The organism is Acidobacteriota bacterium (genome assembly GCA_018001935.1).
Taxonomy (GTDB): Bacteria; Acidobacteriota; JAAYUB01; order JAAYUB01; family JAAYUB01; genus JAGNHB01.
Genome location: JAGNHB010000090.1, coordinates 1 through 17,201, shown reverse-complemented (window position 1 = coordinate 17,201; position 17,201 = coordinate 1). Strand labels below are relative to the sequence as shown.

15 protein-coding genes are annotated in these 17,201 nt (G+C 70.9%); 10 read left to right on the top strand and 5 right to left on the bottom strand.

Annotated elements, in window-relative coordinates; genetic code table 11:
* Positions 1–212: 212 nt before the first annotated feature.
* Positions 213–464 carry a hypothetical protein gene (locus tag KA419_20265; protein MBP7868270.1) on the bottom strand — a complete coding sequence of 84 codons (252 nt, stop codon included), beginning with the start codon at positions 462–464 and terminating at the stop codon, positions 213–215.
* 178 nt (positions 465–642) lie between these two features.
* Between KA419_20265 and KA419_20260 the strand changes: the two genes are divergently transcribed.
* The 8 genes from KA419_20260 to KA419_20225 are packed head-to-tail and all read left to right on the top strand — an operon-like array spanning position 643 to position 8,264.
* Complete coding sequence (locus tag KA419_20260; protein MBP7868269.1) at positions 643–912, top strand: EsaB/YukD family protein; 270 nt, start codon at positions 643–645, stop codon at positions 910–912.
* A gap of 17 nt (positions 913–929) precedes the next feature.
* Entirely contained in the window at positions 930–2,183 is a 1,254-nt protein-coding gene (locus KA419_20255; GenBank protein MBP7868268.1) for a ThiF family adenylyltransferase, read from the top strand.
* Positions 2,184–2,197: 14 nt separating this feature from the next.
* On the top strand, positions 2,198–3,601 hold the full coding sequence (locus KA419_20250; GenBank protein ID MBP7868267.1) for a Mov34/MPN/PAD-1 family protein: 1,404 nt from the start codon (positions 2,198–2,200) through the stop codon (positions 3,599–3,601).
* Positions 3,602–3,640: 39 nt separating this feature from the next.
* Positions 3,641–5,014, top strand: coding sequence for an FHA domain-containing protein (locus tag KA419_20245; GenBank protein MBP7868266.1), 1,374 nt, complete (start codon positions 3,641–3,643; stop codon positions 5,012–5,014).
* 13 nt (positions 5,015–5,027) lie between these two features.
* Positions 5,028–5,633: a DUF4190 domain-containing protein gene (locus tag KA419_20240; protein MBP7868265.1), complete on the top strand. Its 606-nt coding sequence runs from the start codon at positions 5,028–5,030 to the stop codon at positions 5,631–5,633.
* A 27-nt stretch (positions 5,634–5,660) separates the two neighbouring features.
* The gene (locus tag KA419_20235) at positions 5,661–6,200 is read left to right on the top strand and encodes a hypothetical protein (GenBank protein MBP7868264.1); all 540 of its coding nucleotides are present in this window, start codon (positions 5,661–5,663) and stop codon (positions 6,198–6,200) included.
* A 1-nt stretch (position 6,201) separates the two neighbouring features.
* Positions 6,202–7,455: a trypsin-like peptidase domain-containing protein gene (locus KA419_20230; protein ID MBP7868263.1), complete on the top strand. Its 1,254-nt coding sequence runs from the start codon at positions 6,202–6,204 to the stop codon at positions 7,453–7,455.
* Positions 7,452–8,264, top strand: a complete 813-nt coding sequence (locus tag KA419_20225; GenBank protein ID MBP7868262.1) for a hypothetical protein — start codon at positions 7,452–7,454, stop codon at positions 8,262–8,264. Before KA419_20230 ends, KA419_20225 begins: the two co-directional genes overlap by 4 nt.
* 497 nt (positions 8,265–8,761) lie before the next feature.
* Here KA419_20225 and KA419_20220 read toward each other — a convergent pair whose 3' ends face one another.
* From KA419_20220 to KA419_20205, 4 genes are all read right to left on the bottom strand, one after another.
* Positions 8,762–10,225 carry a hypothetical protein gene (locus tag KA419_20220; GenBank protein ID MBP7868261.1) on the bottom strand — a complete coding sequence of 488 codons (1,464 nt, stop codon included), beginning with the start codon at positions 10,223–10,225 and terminating at the stop codon, positions 8,762–8,764.
* 140 nt (positions 10,226–10,365) lie between these two features.
* A complete protein-coding gene (locus tag KA419_20215; protein ID MBP7868260.1) occupies positions 10,366–10,512 on the bottom strand; it encodes a hypothetical protein in 147 nt (48 codons plus the stop codon).
* Between the two features lie 896 nt (positions 10,513–11,408).
* Positions 11,409–12,092 carry a response regulator transcription factor gene (locus KA419_20210; protein ID MBP7868259.1) on the bottom strand — a complete coding sequence of 228 codons (684 nt, stop codon included), beginning with the start codon at positions 12,090–12,092 and terminating at the stop codon, positions 11,409–11,411.
* Between the two features lie 77 nt (positions 12,093–12,169).
* Positions 12,170–14,611, bottom strand: coding sequence for a PDZ domain-containing protein (locus tag KA419_20205; protein MBP7868258.1), 2,442 nt, complete (start codon positions 14,609–14,611; stop codon positions 12,170–12,172).
* Between the two features lie 596 nt (positions 14,612–15,207).
* Here KA419_20205 and KA419_20200 point away from each other — a divergent pair.
* Positions 15,208–15,951, top strand: a complete 744-nt coding sequence (locus KA419_20200; protein ID MBP7868257.1) for a hypothetical protein — start codon at positions 15,208–15,210, stop codon at positions 15,949–15,951.
* Positions 15,952–16,129: 178 nt separating this feature from the next.
* On the top strand, positions 16,130–17,020 hold the full coding sequence (locus tag KA419_20195; GenBank protein ID MBP7868256.1) for a prohibitin family protein: 891 nt from the start codon (positions 16,130–16,132) through the stop codon (positions 17,018–17,020).
* Positions 17,021–17,201 lie beyond the last annotated feature (181 nt).

The following is a 17,201-nucleotide window of genomic DNA, read 5'->3' as shown; positions in this document are numbered from 1 at the left end:
GAGCGTACGCGCGCCGAGCCGAGGCGCGCGCGTGGGGGTGGGGGAAGGGGGATGGAAGCGCCGGGCTCGGCTCGCCCGGCGTACGGCGTACGCGCGCCGAGCCGAGGCGCGCGCGTGGGGGGGGGGAAGGGGGATGGAAGCGCCGGGCTCGGCTCGCCCGGCGTACGGAACGGCTCGCCCGGCGTACGGAACGGCTCGCCCGGCGCACGGGCTCAGTGGCGCCGCATCCCCTTGACGACGACCTTGCCGCGGAGGATGCGGTGGGCGGGCTTGCCCTGGATCATCCGGGGCCGGGCGAAGGCCTGCCCGCAGCCGGGGCAGCGGCAGTCGCCCTTGGTCCGATCCTCGACGATGCCGTCCAGGAAGCACTTGACCAGGCCGCCGGTGCCGTACTTGTGGTACTTGTAGAGCAGGTTGCCGCACTTGAGGCAGCAGATGGAGATGGTGCGGAAGTCGTCGGTCACGGTCGCCTCCGGGGGACCGCGGCCGCGGGGGGGGCGGTCCGGGGACACTATCGCACAATCCGGCGGGGGAAGGAAGCCCCGCCGGGGAAGCGATGGCGCCCCGCGATTTTTTCCTTTTCCCGACCGGTACCCTTGGTGTAGCATTCCCCCGTATTCAAATTCACAAGGACGGTCCCGCATGGACGCATTGAACGTTGAAGTCTGGGATACCACGGGGAACAAGCGGGTCACGGCCGAGGTGCCCGGCGACGTCGCCGTGGAGCGCGTCCTCGCCGTGCTGGCGGACCGGCTGAAACTGCCGCGCTACAACCCGGACGGGCAGCTGATGAGCTACAAGTTCCACCACCGCCGGCTGGGGGTGCAACTCCTCGACGACCGGTCCCTCCTCGACCAGGGGGTGCAGGACGGTGACGTCCTCCGGATCCTCCCCGAGATCACCGCCGGTTGACCGGTCGAGCGGCGGCCATGTCCCCCTCCCCCGAACCGGTTCCCGACGTTCTCACCCGCGCGGACTTCACCCGGGACGACCCCTCCGACCGGTACCATCGCCAGAAACTCCTCCCGTGGTGGGACCAGGGGCGGGTGTCCGCCGCCCGGGCCGTGGTGGTCGGGGCCGGGGCGCTCGGCAACGAGGTGGTGAAGCTCTTCGCCCTCCTCGGCGTCGGGAAGGTGCTCCTCTTCGACTTCGACCGGGTGGAGTCGAGCAACCTCAACCGCAGCGTCTTCTTCCGGGCGGGTGACGAAGGCCTTCCCAAGGCGGAGGTGGTGGCCCGGCGGGCGGCGGAGCTCAACCCCGACCTGGCCGTGGAGGCCCGGAACGGCGACGTGATCCGGGCGGCGGGGCTCGGTGTCTTTCTCTGGGCGGACATAGTGGTCGGCGCCGTGGACAACCGCCTGGCGCGCCTCTTCGTCAACTCCGCCTGCGCCCGGACCGGCCGCGCCTGGGTGGACGGCGCCATCGAGGGCTTCGCGGGCACGGCCCGACGCTTCGACCCCGCCGCGGGGGCCTGCTACGAGTGCACCATGAACGCCGTCGACCGGGCCGAGGTCGCCCGGCGGCGCTCCTGCGCGCTGCTCATGCGCGCCGCCGCCGACGCGGGGCGGGTGCCCAACACCGCCGTCACCGCGTCGCTCGTGGCGGCGCTGCAGGTCCAGGAAGCCGTCAAGGCCCTGCATGGCCAACCCGGCCTTTCCGGGGAGGGAATCCACGTGGACGGGCTCCTGGGCGACTACGACCGGGTTCGATACCCCCGGCGGGAGGAGTGCCCCGCCCATGACACGCTCGGGCCCCTCTTCCGCCTGGACCGGGGAGCGGCGGACCTCACCGTGGGCGCGGTGCTGGAGATGGCCCGCCGGAGGTTCGGCGACGGCGCGTCCATCGACCTGAGCCGCGATGTCGTCCATCGGCTGGAATGCCCGTCCTGCGGCCGGTCGGACCCGGCCGGGGGCGTGGTGGGGAGCCTCGCCGAGTCCGCCGCCGCCTGCCCCGCCTGCGGGGCCCACCGGGTCGCCGTCCCTGTGAATTCCCTCTGCGAGGGGTGCGGGGTCGACCCTGACCGGACCCTCTCGGACATCGGGGTCCCACCCTACGACATCCTGGCCGTTCGCCGCGGCCTGGCGCCCGCCGAGGGCTGGCTCCTGGCGGGAGACGCGGGAGAAGCCCTCGGCCGGCTGGCCGGCGGGCCCGGGTCACCGGAAGAGACCCTCAACCCCTGGTGACAAGGAGGTTCGTGGTGCACGACATCGATTACCGCTCGCTCGAGGTTTCAGCGCTGGAGGTCCGGCCGTTTCCGCCCGTGGAGCAGGAACTGCGCGTCGTGATCTCGGAGGAAGCCTTCGACCGGATCTCGGCCCGGGGCAACGAGAACGAGGCGGTGGAGATCGGGGGTATCCTCGTGGGGCAGGTCCTCCGGGACGACGGCGGCGCGTACGTCCGGGTGGACGACACCATCGACGCCCTCCACGCCGTGGAGGGCAAGACGGAGCTGACCCTGACCCACGACTCCTGGGCCCACGTCAACGCGGAGATGGACACCCGCCACGCCGGCAAGCGCATCGTGGGCTGGTACCACACCCACCCCGGCTTCGGGGTCTTCCTCTCGGACCGGGACCGGTTCATCCACCAGAGCTTCTTCAACCTCCCCTTCCAGATCGCCCTGGTCCACGACCCGAAGGCCCGCAAACACGGGGTCTTCGTGTGGAAGGACGGGTCCGTCTGGCGACTGCGCCACCACTGGATCGGGCGCCGGGAGATCACCTGGGACGAGCCGCGGACGACAGCCGTTCCCGAGAAGGCGGCCGCCGGGTCGGAGGAGACGCCCGCCATGAAGAGCGTCCCGCGTCCCGCCCCGCCCCGTGACGACGACGAGTTCAGCCTCTCTTCGCTCCCCCTGCCGGTCCTGGCGGTGGGGGCCCTGGTCCTGGTGATCCTGGGGAGCCTGATCGGCTGGTGGTTTTTCTCCCCGTCGCGGCCGGCGAGCGTGGACCCCCGGCGGGAGTTCCTGTCCGCCTCGGGCGCAGACCGGGTGGAAGCCGCCTTCGCCTCCCTGAACCAGGAGATCCTGGGCCTCCTGCGGACCGACATCGGTTACGCGGCCCAGTCCCGGGCGCTGGAGGAGATCCGGTCGCGGCTCGCGAAGGCGGCGGAGCACCTCTCTCCGGCGAAGGCGCTCAAGGGCCCGGCCGCACCGCCGTCCCCGGCGGAGGCGGAGGTCCGGGCCGCTCTGGACGCCGTGGAACGGCTCCGGAAGGACACCGGCCGGGTCGATCGCCTCCTGGCGGACCTCGAGACCGTCGCGCGCCCCCGGGGCCCCGGCCTCGGGGTGCCCCCGGGCGAGGCGGCGCGGCTTCGTGCCGGGTTGGCGGGGTTGTACGCGGAGCTGGCGGTCGCGGCTGCGCGCGGCGGCGCCATCGCCGACGCGGAGCGCCTCCTCTCGGTGGCGGCCGCTCTGGACCCGGCGAACGGGAAAGCGTACCAGGACCGGGTCCGGGCGGTTTCACCCGGCGCCGGGAAGCCGACGGTCCCGGCGGGCGGCGCCGGGTCACCGCCGTCGGTCGCCGTCCCGCCGGGCGGGGCGCAGAAGGCTCCCGCCGAACCGGGGGCGAAGCCGGGGAAACCGGCTCCGGCGAAGCCGTGACGTCGGCCCGGGCCGGCGGATATCCGGGAGGGAAGGACCATGCAGGACGAACCGATCCGAATCACGCGTGAAGACCTCTACACCGCCGAGGTGGAGCGGGACCTGGAGCTGTCGCGGAGGCTGCGGGAGCGGCAGGTCCTCCCGCCGGTCGCCGACTCCGGCTGGCGGCGCCTGATCCACGACAGCCTCTTCCACCTGACCCTGGCGGGCCTCCTGGGGGCCTTCCTCAGCTGGATGATCCTCGAGCCGTACCTTCACGATTTCTCGGGAGTCTCGGGGGAAGTGACCCTGGTCAACCCCGAGCCCTTCGGCGTCGGCGTGCCGGGCAGCCTCTCCCTTACGGTGGGGAAACACGAGGTCCTATTGATCCCGGGGATCACCCGCTCCGAGGCCGGGGCGGACGGCGAGCCCGCCCTCGAGGGCCCCGAGGCCTTCAAAAGCGGCATGTTCGTGGAGTCGGTGGGGTCTTTCCGGGACCCCACCACCTTGATCGCGCTGGCGGTCCGTCCCGCACCGGCCGGCACCCCGACGACCGTGGCGGGCGGTCTGGACGACCGGAAAAACGCGGCCGGTTTCCTGCTGTTTCCCCTGACGGCGTCCCTGGTCGCCCTCTGCCTTTTCATGGCCGAGGGGCTCAGCAGCCGGAACTGGCGGCGGACCATTGTCCGGAGCCTCACCGGGACGGGCCTGGCGGTGGTTTTCTCCCTCCTGTCGTTCATACCGGCCGGGGCGATCATGCTGATCGGGGAGCAGATCATGGAGACCCAGACCGCGGGGCGGACCTTCATCACCGTCCACGATCTCTCGCTCCCGGCCTTCGCGGGCTTCGTCTCCTGCCGCAGCGCCGCCTGGCTCTGCGTGGCCCTGGCCATGGGCCTGGGGATGAACCTGGTGCGGAGCACCCGGACGCAGCTGAAGAACACCGTCCTCGGGGGCATGATGGGCGGCGCCCTGGGCGGGGCCTTCTTCGACCCCGTCAGCCGTTTTCTGCAGGGTGGGTCGCTCTTCCAGGGGGCGGACCTCTCCCGCGCCGTGGGGCTGGCCGCCGTCGGGCTCTCCATCGGGTTCTTCGTCGCCCTCTCCGAGCGGCTGACCCGGGAGGCCTGGGTCAAGGTCCGGACCGGGCCGCTGGCCGGGAAGTCCTTCGTGCTCTACCGGACCCCCATCCTCGTCGGGTCCTCGCCCAAGGCGGACATCTACCTCTTCAAGGACGCCGGGATCGCCCCGGAGCACGCCGCCCTCCACCGGGTCGGCGACGCGTGGGAACTGGAGGACCTGGGGAGCCCGGGGGGGACGACGGCGTCGGGCCGTCCGGTCCGCCGCTGGCGGCTGCGGTCCGGGGAGCAGTTGTGCGTCGGGAGCACCGTCCTCGAGTTCGAGGAACGTCTGAGAAAAGCGCCGGAAAACCAGTGACCGGGAGGAAGGTATGGAAACATTCCGAACGATGAAGGCAAACCTCAAGCTGCAGGGGGCCCCCTGCCCCTGGTGCGGCCAACCCCTGGAGCTGGGCCAGGACGCCTCGGTCTGCAACGAGTGCGGGACGGCCCACCACGAGGCCTGCCGCCAGTCCCGGGGCGGGTGCGGCGGGGCGGGGTGCATCAACGCCCCGCTGCAGACCCTTCCCCCGCCGGCCCCCGGCGCGCCGCCGCCCGTGGAGGGCGTCGCCCCGGGCCCGGCCGTGCCGCCGGGCGGGATCCAGTGCCCCTTCTGCAAGGCCATCCTGTCCGCGCCCTACCCCCTGTGCCCCTTCTGCAAGCGGCCGACGAGCCCCGACGGGGTCTACCGGGGCCCCACGGAGATGGCCCCCGGGGCGAACGCCGCCCTTGTCCTGGGCCTCGTCGGCCTGGTGATCTGCGGCTGGGTCCTCGGGATCATCGCCATCGTCAAGGCCAACGAGGCGAAGCGGGCCATCAAGTCGAACCCGCGGTACGTGGGGGACGGCCAGGCCACCGCCGGTCTCGTGCTCGGGATCATCGACATCGTCGCCTGCACCATCTACATGATCCTGAGCGTTTCGAGCCGCATGCGCTGAGCGTACCCGGTTCGGGAGGAGCCTGACATGACACGCTGTCCCACCTGCCACACCCTGATCCGGGAAGAGGAGCCGACCCGCCGCTGCGAGAGCTGCGAGGCCGTCTACCACGCCGACTGCTGGACCGAAATGGGGGGGTGCGCCACCTACGGGTGTCCCGCCGCGGCCCGGGCGTCCGCACCGCCCCCGCCGGCGCGGCTGAGCGCGGGCTGGGGGGACGAGAAGCCCTGCCCGGTCTGCTTCCGCCCCATCCCCTCCGGCTTCCTGGTCTGCGGCTGCGGGGCCCGCTTCCCGACGGCCGATCCCCTGACCCCCGAGCAGTACCGGTCCTGGGTGAGTCTCCAGGGGCGAAAGAAGGCTGCCCGGCGGTTGCTCCTGGTCCTGTTCGTCCTGTCGCTCGTCGCGTTCCTTTCCCCCTTCGTCGGGGCGGGGAACGCCGTCTACGCCCACCTGAACCGGCGCCTCCTCGAGGGGGAGGGCGGGGCCTTCCTCGTGCTGGGTTACGGGTCGGGGGCCCTGGCGGTGGTCCACGCCCTCGTGCTCATCCTGATCGGGGCCGGGTGGTGAGATGACGCGCTTCGCCCCGGGAGTGACGGTCTGCCCGCGCTGCCGCCGGAAAAGCCCGGTGCAGCTCGCCGGCGGCGCCGTCTGCGCGGAGTGCGAGGCCGAAGCCGCCTGGGACCGGGCCGGTGAAAAGCTCGTCGTCACCCGGGCGGACATCGAGGCGGCGGAGCGGGCGGCGAAGCGCCAGGCGCGACCGGCGGACCCTCGGTCGGGGTGGCGCCTGGGGCTGCTGGCGACGGCCTGGGGCGCCGCGGTCCTCGCCGCCGTCGAGATCGTCCGGTTCTACCGGCCACTGCCCATCGGCCCCATCGACGACATCCTCGGCGCCCTGACCGGCCACGCCCGGATGACGGCCGCCTGGGGCGGCCTCGCCGCTCTGGCCGCGGCCGCCCTGCTCCTGTGGGCGAACCGGGACTGGCGACCGCGCCGCGCCTGGACGCTGCTGCTCCACTGGGCGCCGCTCCCCGCCGGGCTCGGGCTGGCCATCCTCGGCTTGACGTTCTGGAACGGGTACGGGGGCGCCTTGGGGTGGTCCTTCACCACCGTCCCGCCCCTCCCCGCGGAAGGCGACCCCGGTCACGTCCGCCTCGCGAAGCGGGCCACGGCGGTCATCCTCAGCCCCGACGAGCACGGCGACGCCCGGGACTTCAGCCTGGGGTCGGGCGTGGTGGTGGCCGCGGTGAACGGGCGCGCCTGGATCGTCACCTGCAGCCACGTGGCCATCCCCTGGATCACCGCGGCCGCGCGGCGCGACCCCCGGTCGGTGCCGCCGGCGTGGGTGATCCTGTCCGACGGGCGGCAGGGGCCGGGCTTCGTCCGCTGGGCGGCCCCGCCCCCCATCGACCTCGCCGCCGTCGAATTCCCTGTCCAGGACCCGCCCCCGCCGGTCCCCTTCTCCCGGGACACCGACCTCCTGGTCGCCGGGAGCCCGGTGTTCTTCATCCCGAACCCGATGCGCAGCGGGTGGCTCAGCCGGAGCGGGCTGGTGCTGAAGCGGGAGCCGCACCGGCTCCCCTCCGGGGGCGTGTGCACCCTGCTGCGCGCCTCCCTCCCCGCCAACCCGGGCGACAGCGGGGGCGGGCTGTACGACGTGGACGGCCGCCTGGTGGGCATCAACACGTGGGCCGCCGCCGGCCGGGACGGGTCCTTCGAGTGCATCAGCCTCCCGACGGAGATGATGGAGGCGATCCTGTCCGCGCTGGAGAAAGGGGACCCGGCGGCCATCGACGAATTCCTGAGAAAAGGAGCCGTGCCGTGAGCACCGTACGCCTTCGACGCCTTCAAGCCGATTACGAAGCCATCAAGCGCCTGGTCCGGCTGCACCCCCGGATCCGCATCGAGGGGGTGACGGGCAACCCGCCCGAGCGATACCGCTTCGTCCTGCTCCTGCCCTCGCTCCGCTCCGTGGACGAGAGGGTGGAGGTGGCGGGCGAGCACCGGGTGGAGGTGTTCCTGCCCCTGGGCTACCCCCGGGACGCCCCCCTCTGCCGGATGCTGACGCCGGTGTTCCACCCCAACATCGCCCCCCACGCCATCTGCATCGGCGACACCTGGACCGCCGGCGAGCCCCTCCCGTCGCTGGTCCAGCGGATCGGGGAGATGCTCGTCTTCCAGAGCTACAACGTGAAGAGCCCGCTCAACGGGCAGGCGGCGCGCTGGGCCGAGGAGAACGCGGCGTCTTTGCCCCTGACCCGCGAGGAGATCTTCGTGGACCTCGAATCCCACGCCCGCGGGGAACAGGCGGGGGACGGGGCCTGCGCCAACTGCGGCGCGCCGGCCGAACGGACCTGCGAGGCCGGTCACCGGGTCTGCCCGGACTGTTCGGCGGTCTGTCCCACGTGCGGCAAGCTTCTCTGCCTGGCCTGCGGCGTGAACCGGTGCCCGGTCTGCGTGCCCGTGTGCGCCAACTGCGCTCAACCGGCGACCCTGCGATGCCTGGCGGGGCACGCCCTCTGCCCCGACTGCGCGCCGCTCTGCCCCCGGTGCAAACGGACGCTGTGCCTCGCCTGCGGCGACTACCCCTGCAAGGCCTGCGGCCCGGCCGACCACGAGATGCACGGAAATTGAACCATGAACCACACGAACGAGGAATCCAGAATCCAGAATTCAGAATTGACACCCCCGCAAAAAGTCGCAATTTACCCGCGAATCACGCGAATGAACGCGAATCAGAAATCAACAATCAATAGATATTATTCGTGTTATAAATTCGCGTATATTCGTGTTATTCGCGGGAAATCTCCCTTTCGCGACTTTTTGCGGCCGCATCAGAATTGACGACCTCGCAAAAAAACCGGGTTCGGATCTCACGGAGGCACTGAGGCACGGAGAAGAATCATAAGGATTGTTGATTCCATTCAATACGATTTGCATTTCTCCGTGCCCCCGTGCCTCTGTGAGAGAGATATTCCGGAAGGTCTCTTCCGGCGGTGCGGTGACTGGGTGAAGGCGAGTTTTCGTGCCCTTTGGCCGCCTCCCTGGCGATCCGTTTGTCTTTGCGAGATCAGGATTCGGATCGGCTCCCGCCAAGGCGCCAAGCTCGCAACGGAGGACCGCATCCGCGTCTACCGCGGCCACGGGCGGCCCGTGAGGCGACGCATGGCAGCGGGGAGGTCCTCGGTGCGGAGGTTTTCCGGGAGGGGCCCCGCGGTGCTGAAGGCGAAGGCGGCGCTGTTGGCGTAATTCAGCCCGCCGTGGGTGGACCGGATGGACACCATCCGCGACAGGAAACCCGACCCCACGTACCAAGCGTCCTTCAGCGACACCACCACGTCCGGGGGCTTGTCCACGAGATCGACGTGCGCCCGCCAGAGGCGGCGCAGGGGGTCCGGCCAGGGGTGCGCCGCCGTGGCCCGGAAGAGGTCGGCCTCGTCGTAGAAACCCTCGGCGTCCGGGTGCAAGCCACCTAAAACCGTTTCGAGACCCAGGGGATCGCCGGAGAGTTGCCGGTAAGCGAAACGCCCGTCCCGGTGCTCGACCCGGGCCCGCCCGCCCCGGGCATCCAGCACGGTTACCGCGCCGTTCTCGGAGAAGGAAACCAGCTCCACCGCCTCGCAGCCGGTCAGGTCGGACGACAGTTCACCGGGTTTTCGGGTCCAGAAACCGGCGTAGGTGACCAGGCCCAGTCGCGGGCTCACCACGTCGCGGTCGCCGTCGAGGCGGTCCCGGAGCCGCCACCCCTTCCGTTTCAGTTCACGGTCCAGGGCCGCGGGGCGGGAGGGGGTGTAGGTGTGGCCGTGATCCGACAGAACCGTCAGGGTACACCGACCCCGGGTCTCGCGGACCACCTCGTAAAGCAGCGCTTCGAGCCGCCGGAGGCACTGGCGCTGACCTTCGGCGCCCCGGCGGGTGCTCATCCCCGCGGAGCTGACGAGGTATCCGAAAAAGGCGTCCCGGCGGGTCTCGAGGAACCGCCGGACGCAGCGCCCCGACTCCGACGTGAAGGCGCACCCGGGCAGGAGGTAGGTGAACCCGTCCAGGAGGGGGCTGCGCCGGTAGTCGAGGACGCGGTTGTAAGGCTGGTTCAGACCCCGGACGTAGTCCCACACCCCGCCCTCGGTGCGGTTGGCCGCGGGGTCGAACCCCGCCGCCTCGTAGGCGCGGCAGCGGGGAAGGCCCAGAGCGGCGGTCAGGCAGAGGTCCGTCATGGCGGGGTAGGGGGCGATCACCCGGGACGGCGGGGGGAAGAGCCGGAGCCCCCCTTCCTCCCAGTACGCGCGGACCACGTCGTAGCCGAAGCCGTCCAGGAAGATCACCAGGTGCGGGCCTCGGGAAAGGTCCCCGGGATTCAGGTCGACCACGTCCGGTTCCCCCTTCGCGCCGTCGAGGTAGAGCATGCGACGGGCCCGGCCGTCGGTGTCCAGCCAGAGGAAGAGGTCCGGCTTGCCGTCCCCGCCCAGGTCTCGGGCCAGGTCGGCGCCCAGGGGTCGGGCCGCCTCCGCCAGTTCACCGTCCTTCATCGAGGCCACGGCCGCGCGAACGAACACCATCACTATGAACAAGACCCAGATCCAAGTCAAGCGGTGCATGATTTCCTCCCACGGTTCCTGTGACGGCCCCGGGGTGGGTGGAAGGCCCGCCCCGGGGCACGGTCGCGTTGGCGGAGAAGCCCGTCTCCCAAGCCAACAGGATGATCCGGAATAGGCGCAGGGCGCGAATCACGGCGGCCTCAGGGGCGTTCCGTCCGGTAGAGCGTTTCCGACCCCGTGGGGATGGCGGCCCCGATGGCGATTCCGCCCACGGCGCCGATGGCGCCGAAGGCCGTGCCCGCCAACAGCAACAACCCGGTGAACAGTCCGAAAACCCGCTTTTGCATGTCTCCCTCCTTTTCGGGAAAAATTTATCGCACGGTTGCAGTATCGCCGTTCCTGGGAGGGTGTTTGTCACGGGGTTGTCACGGCGAGGTCAAAGTTTTGTCGGAGGGGCAGGGGGGTGGCGGGAAAGGACGAAAGGACCAAAAGGACTAAAAGGACGAAAAGGACGGCCGGATGAGACGACGTGAGGGGACTCGGCCTGGGGAGTGCGGCGCGGAGGCGGCCGGAGTCGGGGGGATCGGCCTGGGGAGTGCGGCGCGAAGGCTGCCGGAGGAGGGGAATCGGCCTGGGGAGTGCGGCGCGAAGGCGGCCGGAGTCGGGGGGATCGGCCTGGGGAGTGCGGCGCGCAGGCTTCCGGAGCGCCGCTTTGAAACAGACCCGATAAGCAAGGCGCGCAGGCTTCCGGAGCGCCGTCTTCAGGGAATGGCTGCCGGCTCGGCGGGCCGCGCCGCTCCGGCGGCCTGCGCGGCGCGGTCAAAGCGGCGCTCCGGCAGCCTTCGCGCCGCACTCCGCAGGACGCGGGGCCTCCTCCGGCAGCCGTCGCGCCGCACTCCGCGGGGCGCGGGGCCCCCTCCAGAAGCCTTCGCGCCGCACTCCGCAGGACGCGGGGCATCCCTCCGGCAGCCTGCGCGCCGCACTCCGCAAGGCAGGCCGTCTGGTGGTCCCCGCTCCCGGCAGGCCGCGACGAAACCCCGCTCTTCCAGGCCCGATGGCGACGCCGATGTCCACCCCGAAAGCGATACCGACCCCGATTGCGATACCGATAGCGATTGCGATACCGATAGCGATTGCGATACCGATAGCGATTGCGATACCGACCCCGATACCGACCCCGACCCCGATACCGACCCCGACCCCAACAAGAATCCCTCCGGACCTACAGCCTACAGCCTACAGCCTATCCCCTCACAAACTTGTACCCGTTCGTGTGCACCGTGAGGAGGTGCGCGGGGTTGGCGGGGTCGGCCTCCAGCTTCTTGCGGAGGGAGAGGATGTAGTTGTCCACCGTGCGGGTGGTGGGGAAGGCGTCGTAGCCCCAGACCTCGTCCAGGAGTTGGTTGCGGGACACCACTTCCCGCTCCCGGGCCGCCAGGTACTTGAGCACCGCGAACTCCCGGCTGGAGAGCTTCACGGGTTGGCCGCCGCGCGTGGCTTCCTGGCGGCGGAAGTCGATGGTGACGTCGCCGAAGGCCACGCACTCCACGGCCGCCGCTGCGGGGGCGCCGCGGCGCAGGACCGCCCGGACCCGCGCCTGCAGCTCGCGCATCCCGAAGGGCTTGGTGACGTAGTCGTCGGCGCCCAGTTCGAGGCCGACCACCTTGTCGATCTCCTCCTTCTTGCTGGTGAGCATGATGATCGGCGTACGGACGCCCGCCGCCCTCAGCTCGCGGCAGATGTCCTCCCCGCTCTTCCGGGGAAGCATCAGGTCCAGGAGGATCAGGTCGATCCCCTCGCGGCGGGCCGCCTGCAGTCCCTTCTCCCCGTCGCCCGCCGTCTTCACCTCGTGGCCGTCGGCGGACAGGCCGGCTTCCAGCCCCATCCGGATGGCGGGGTCGTCTTCGATCACCAGGATGCGTGCCATGTACATTCACCTCCGTTTCTTTATCTACCGATAAATACACGAAATACACGAAAAGGGCCCCGTCGGGCGGACTCGGGTCACCCTCTTCCTGGCATGACATCCGTACCCATCGACGGCTGGAGTTTCTCATCCCTCGGGAGGGCCGAGGGATCCCCCAGGGGAAAGGCCAGGGTGAAGGTGCTCCCCTCCCCGAGCCGGCTGGACGCCTCGACGCGGCCCCCGTGGGCGTCCAGGATGTGGCGCACCAGGGAGAGTCCCAGGCCCGCCCCCGGGCGCCGCCGGACCTCGGCGTCGGCGGACCGGAAGTAGGGGGTGAAGATCCGCTCCACCTCGCCGGGCGCGATGCCGATCCCCCGGTCCTCCACCGCCACGGTGGCCTCGCCGGGGCGGCGGGACGTCACGATGCGGATCCGGGGGGCCTCGGGGGAGTATTTCAGGGCGTTGGCGATCACGTTGACGAGGGCCTGGGCCAGGGCGTCGGGGTCCGCCCGGACCACCGGGTCGGGTCGGGCGAAGCGCAGCCGCAGCGTCGTCCCCTTCATCTTCATCGGGTACCGGAGGATGCGGAGCACCCCCCGAACGGCGTCGTTCAGGTTGACCGGGGCGAAGTGGTAGTGCTTTTCCCCGCGCTCGATCCGCCCGGCGTCCAGGATGTTCTCCACCATGCGCTCCAGGCGGGCGCTCTCGCCCTCGATCACCGCCAGGTATTCCCGGGTCCGGCGGTCCTCCGGCGCGAGCCGGCCGACGAGCAGCTCCGCGAACATGCGGATCCCCGTGAGGGGCGTCTTCAGTTCGTGGGAAACCCCCGCGACGAAAAAGGACTTCAGGCGGTTCAGCTCCGCCTGGCGCTCCGCCTCGAGCCGGCCGCGCACCAGGGACTCCTGGAGCCGGATCCGCTCGAGGGCGGTGCCGGCCTGGGAGGCCACGCCCTCCAGGAAGCCGGACTCGGCCTCGTCGTAGGCCTCGCCGTCCCGCCGGGGGCCGACGATCAGCCGCCCCAGGAGGTCCCCGCCGGGGGCCCGGACCGGGAGGTCCAGGCCGGCCGCCTCCCCGTAACCGGTTGTGCCGTCGGCAAGGTCGAGGGCCAGGGACGCGTGGTCCGTGGGCAGGCCGGCCTTGAGGGCTTCCGCCAATTCCCCCGCCAGCGCGTCCGGGTCCGCCGCCAGCCGGCAGGCCTCGGCGGCCCGCGCGGCGGCGGCCTGGAGCTGGTAGGAGCGCGTGAACAGGAAACGGTCCAGGAATCGCTGAAGGTGCTCCCGGAACGGGCCGAACCCGATGGCCGCCGTGACCGCCGCCCCGGTGGAGGCGGAGAAGGCGACGGGAAGGGGGAAATCGCCAATCAGGACCGAAAAGACGGCCAGCAGGCCGGCGTAGAAGACCAGGAACAGGGCGAAAAGCCCGGTGAGGACGGCGCCCCGGTTGAAGGCGGGGCTGATGTCCCACCGCCGGTGGGTGAGGGCGGCCGCCGCCGTCCCGAGGGCGCTCAGGACGGCGATGGTGACCCCGAGCGGCACGGGGGTTACCGGCGTCCAGCCCGCCAGGGCGGGGAGTTCCCGAAGCAGGGCGAAGGCGGTCAGGCCGGGCCACAGCCACAGGAGCAGGGGGAGGCACCGGCGGCGGGCGGGTCCCCCGGCCGGGCGGCAGGAGCGCACCAGCAGGAGGGTGGCCAGGGCCAGCCCGGCGAGGAACCAGGCCCTGCCTGCCCGTACCGCGTCCAGGTAGGGGGCGGGGGAGGCGCCGGCGGCGGCCTGAAAAAACGCCGCAATGCGCCAGGTTGCCAGGAGGGCGCCGACGGCCGCCAGCGGCGCCCAGACGACGGGCCCCGGGCCCCGCCCCGCGGGGTAGCGCCGTGCCGTGGCCGCCAGCAGGACGGGGACGGCGGACACGGCGAAGGCGTTGAGGGCGCCGAGGCCGAGCCCCAGCCAGGGCGGGGGAAGGGCCCGGCAACCCGGGCCCGTCAGGACCAGGGTGGCCAGGGCGGCGGTCAGCCCCTGGAAGAGCAGGGTTTCGGTCCGGTCAGGGGACTGGAGGGAAGCCAGCAGCCCGGTGAAGAAACAGAGGCTGGCGCCCAGGACGGTGAGCGTCAGGAAGAAGGCGCCGTGTACGGGACGGAGCCGGGCGTCGGCCACGCTGGCGGCGCCGTCGCGCCGGAAGGCCACCTGAACCGTGTCGCCGATGCGCCGGCCGTCCAGGGCAAACTCGGCGGCCGCGGGCGAGGGCGTGGGACGGCCGTCGAGGGCGAGGATCACGTCGCCCGGGAGCAGGGCGTTTTGCGCGTCGGCCGGGGCCGGCGCCCTGGAGGTCCCTCCGGCGGGGGCGCCCGGGGATTCGCCTCCCGGACCGGAGACGACCGGCACACCGCCGGGACCGGCGGAGAGTTCGACCGGGAGCCCCGCCTTCTCGGACATCCGGTACGTTCCCAGCAGGCCGGCGCCGGCCAGGAGAGCGTTGAGCCCGATCACCAGGGCCGTTCGGAGCCAGTGGCGCCTCGCCTTCCCCGATTCGTCCCGCTCGCCCATTCACCCCGCTCCTTTCCGCTTCGCGTCGCGAGGCATTATACCGCCGAAGATGGCGGGAGGCAAAAGGCAAGCGGGAGGCGGAGTGCGTTGGAAGACACGATGCGGCCGCGTGCGGGGCGCTCCGGTTCCCGCGGCGGCGGGCAAACCGGGGAGTGCGGCGCGCAGGCTGCCGGAGCGCCGCTTTGGAACCGACCCGAAAAGCAAGGCGCGCAGGCTTCCGGAGCGCCGTCTTCAGGGAATGGCTGACGGCTCGGCGGGCCGCGCCGCTCCGGCAGCCTGCGCGGCGCGGTCAAAGCGGCGCTCCGGCAGCCTTCGCGCCGCACTCCACAGGACGCAGGGCCCCCTCCGGCGGCCTTCGCGCCGCACTCCGCAGGACGCAGGGCCCCCTCCGGCAGCCTTCGCGCGGCACGGGTTTTTCCCCCTTGACGGGGCCGCGATCCGGCACTATCCTCGACAAGGGTCATAAAAAACCGGCATCCCCCTGGGAAGTGGCATCGCCCCCCGGGCCATGGCACAAACAACGGCGTTGCAGAAACGTGCGCGTTCGAGGCCGGGGTTGTCGAGACCCCGTTAAATGGCTGGACCCAGGGGATGACTTGACCACCAAATCCCTGGCCATCAGACTGTTCCTGCTGCTGACGCTGGCGGTCGGCTCGGCTTGGCTCCCGCCCGAGGTCGGCTACCGCAAGATGGCGGAGCAGCTTGTGGCCTTCTTCCGACCGCTTTTCGAGAACCTTCTCGCCGACCCTCCCGACCCGGTTCGGGAGGCGGAACTGGTGCTCAGCTACGACTCCCTGTCGGAAGAAGAGAAGAAGATGCTCCGGGACGCGGGCCTCGACACCCGCCTCGTCATGAACCCCGCCATGACGGACCTAATCCGGGCCACGGCCCCGGCCGGCGAGCCGCGGGCCGCGCCCCCCTTTCGTGCCGGGAGACGGAAGCCGGCCGGGCGGCTGGACCTCTCGTCCATCGCCGTCAGTGTCCGGGACTGGGGGGCGCTGGCGGTGTGGGCCCTTCCCGCCCTCGGCCTGGCCTGCGCCGGTTTTTTAGCCGGGATCCGCCGCCCGCACGCGGCGCAGCGGAGGGTCCGCTGGGTCTTCGAGTTCGGCCGCGGGCTGCTGGTCGTCCTCTCCGGGAGCGCCCTGGCGGCCCACCTTCTCTTCCGGTACAACCTGCTCTACCTCATCCCCTGGCACGTCTGGTTCGCGCCGGTGGTCTTCACCCCGCTGGCGGGCGTCATCCTCCACTTTTCCCGCCGGGACTTCCCCTTCTGGCGCCGGACCCTCGCGGCCCTCGCCCTGCCGGGGGCTTCGGCCCTGGTGGTGGCGGCGATGGTGTAGACCCCGCGATGAAAACCTGGGAGGCGGCCCGCGCGTTTCCGCCTGGAATCGGGCCTTCAGGTGTACGGACGCCTGTCGAGGGGGTGTTGGTATGGGGTGGACCGGGGCCCCGTTCCCGGGTATAATCCTGCCGTCAATCCGGGTCCCGATTCGACATCACCGAAGGAAGGAGATCGTCATGTTGTTCATCGTCAGCATCCTGGTGGCGGCGTTCGCGTTCTGGTTGTGGCTGGGGAGGCTCCGGAGGTCCTCCCGGGGGGTGGAGGGCGTCGAGGCGCGCGGGGCGGGGTTCGCCCTGCCGGTGGCCGTCCTGGCCCTGCTGGTCGCTTTCAGCCAGGCCCTGGCCGTCATCCCCGCGGGGCACGTGGGGGTGGTGGACTTCTTCGGCGTGGTGTCGGACCGGCCGCTTCACGCGGGGATCAGCCTGGTGAACCCCCTGGCGCGGGTGGTGAAGTTCTCCGTCAAGACCAGCGAGATCAAGGAGACCATGGACGTTCCCTCCAAGGAGGGCCTCACCGTCCAGCTGGAGATCAGCCTGCTCTACCACCTCGACCCGCTCAAGGCCCCCCTGGTCTACCGGACAGTGGGCGAGAACTACGCGGACGTCATCATCGCCCCCCAGTTCCGCTCGGTGGCCCGGGGCGTCACCGCCTCGGTGGACGCGAAAGCCCTCTACACCTCCGAGCGGGAGACCCTGGCCCTGGTCATCACGAAGGAGCTCAAGCGCCTGGTGGAGCCGCGGGGGATCGCGGTGGAAAGCACGCCGCTGCGGCGGGTGGTCCTGCCCCAGGGGCTGACCCAGGCCATCGAGGAGAAGCTCCGGGCCGAGCAGGAGAGCCAGCGCATGCAGTTCGTCCTCACGAAGGAAAAGCAGGAGGCCGACCGCAAGCGGATCGAGGCCCAGGGGATCGCCGACTTCCAGAAGATCGTGACCCAGGGGATCAGCGAGCAGCTCCTCCAGTGGAAGGGCATCGAGGCCACCGAGAAGCTCGCCGCCTCCCAGAACAGCAAGGTGGTGGTCATCGGCGCCGGCAAGTCGGGCCTGCCGCTGATCCTGAACACGCAGTGAGCAGACGGTTTTCAAACCACGAACCACACGAACCACACCAACGGGTCCGGAGGATCTTTGGACTTCCCACGTAATGTCAAGCACTAAATTGTCGGGTGGTACCCGACGATTTATCTGCCTGGATGTTCTTTCCATTCATTCGGTTGATGTCGAAGAGGGTTCGGTTCTGTAACATCACAGA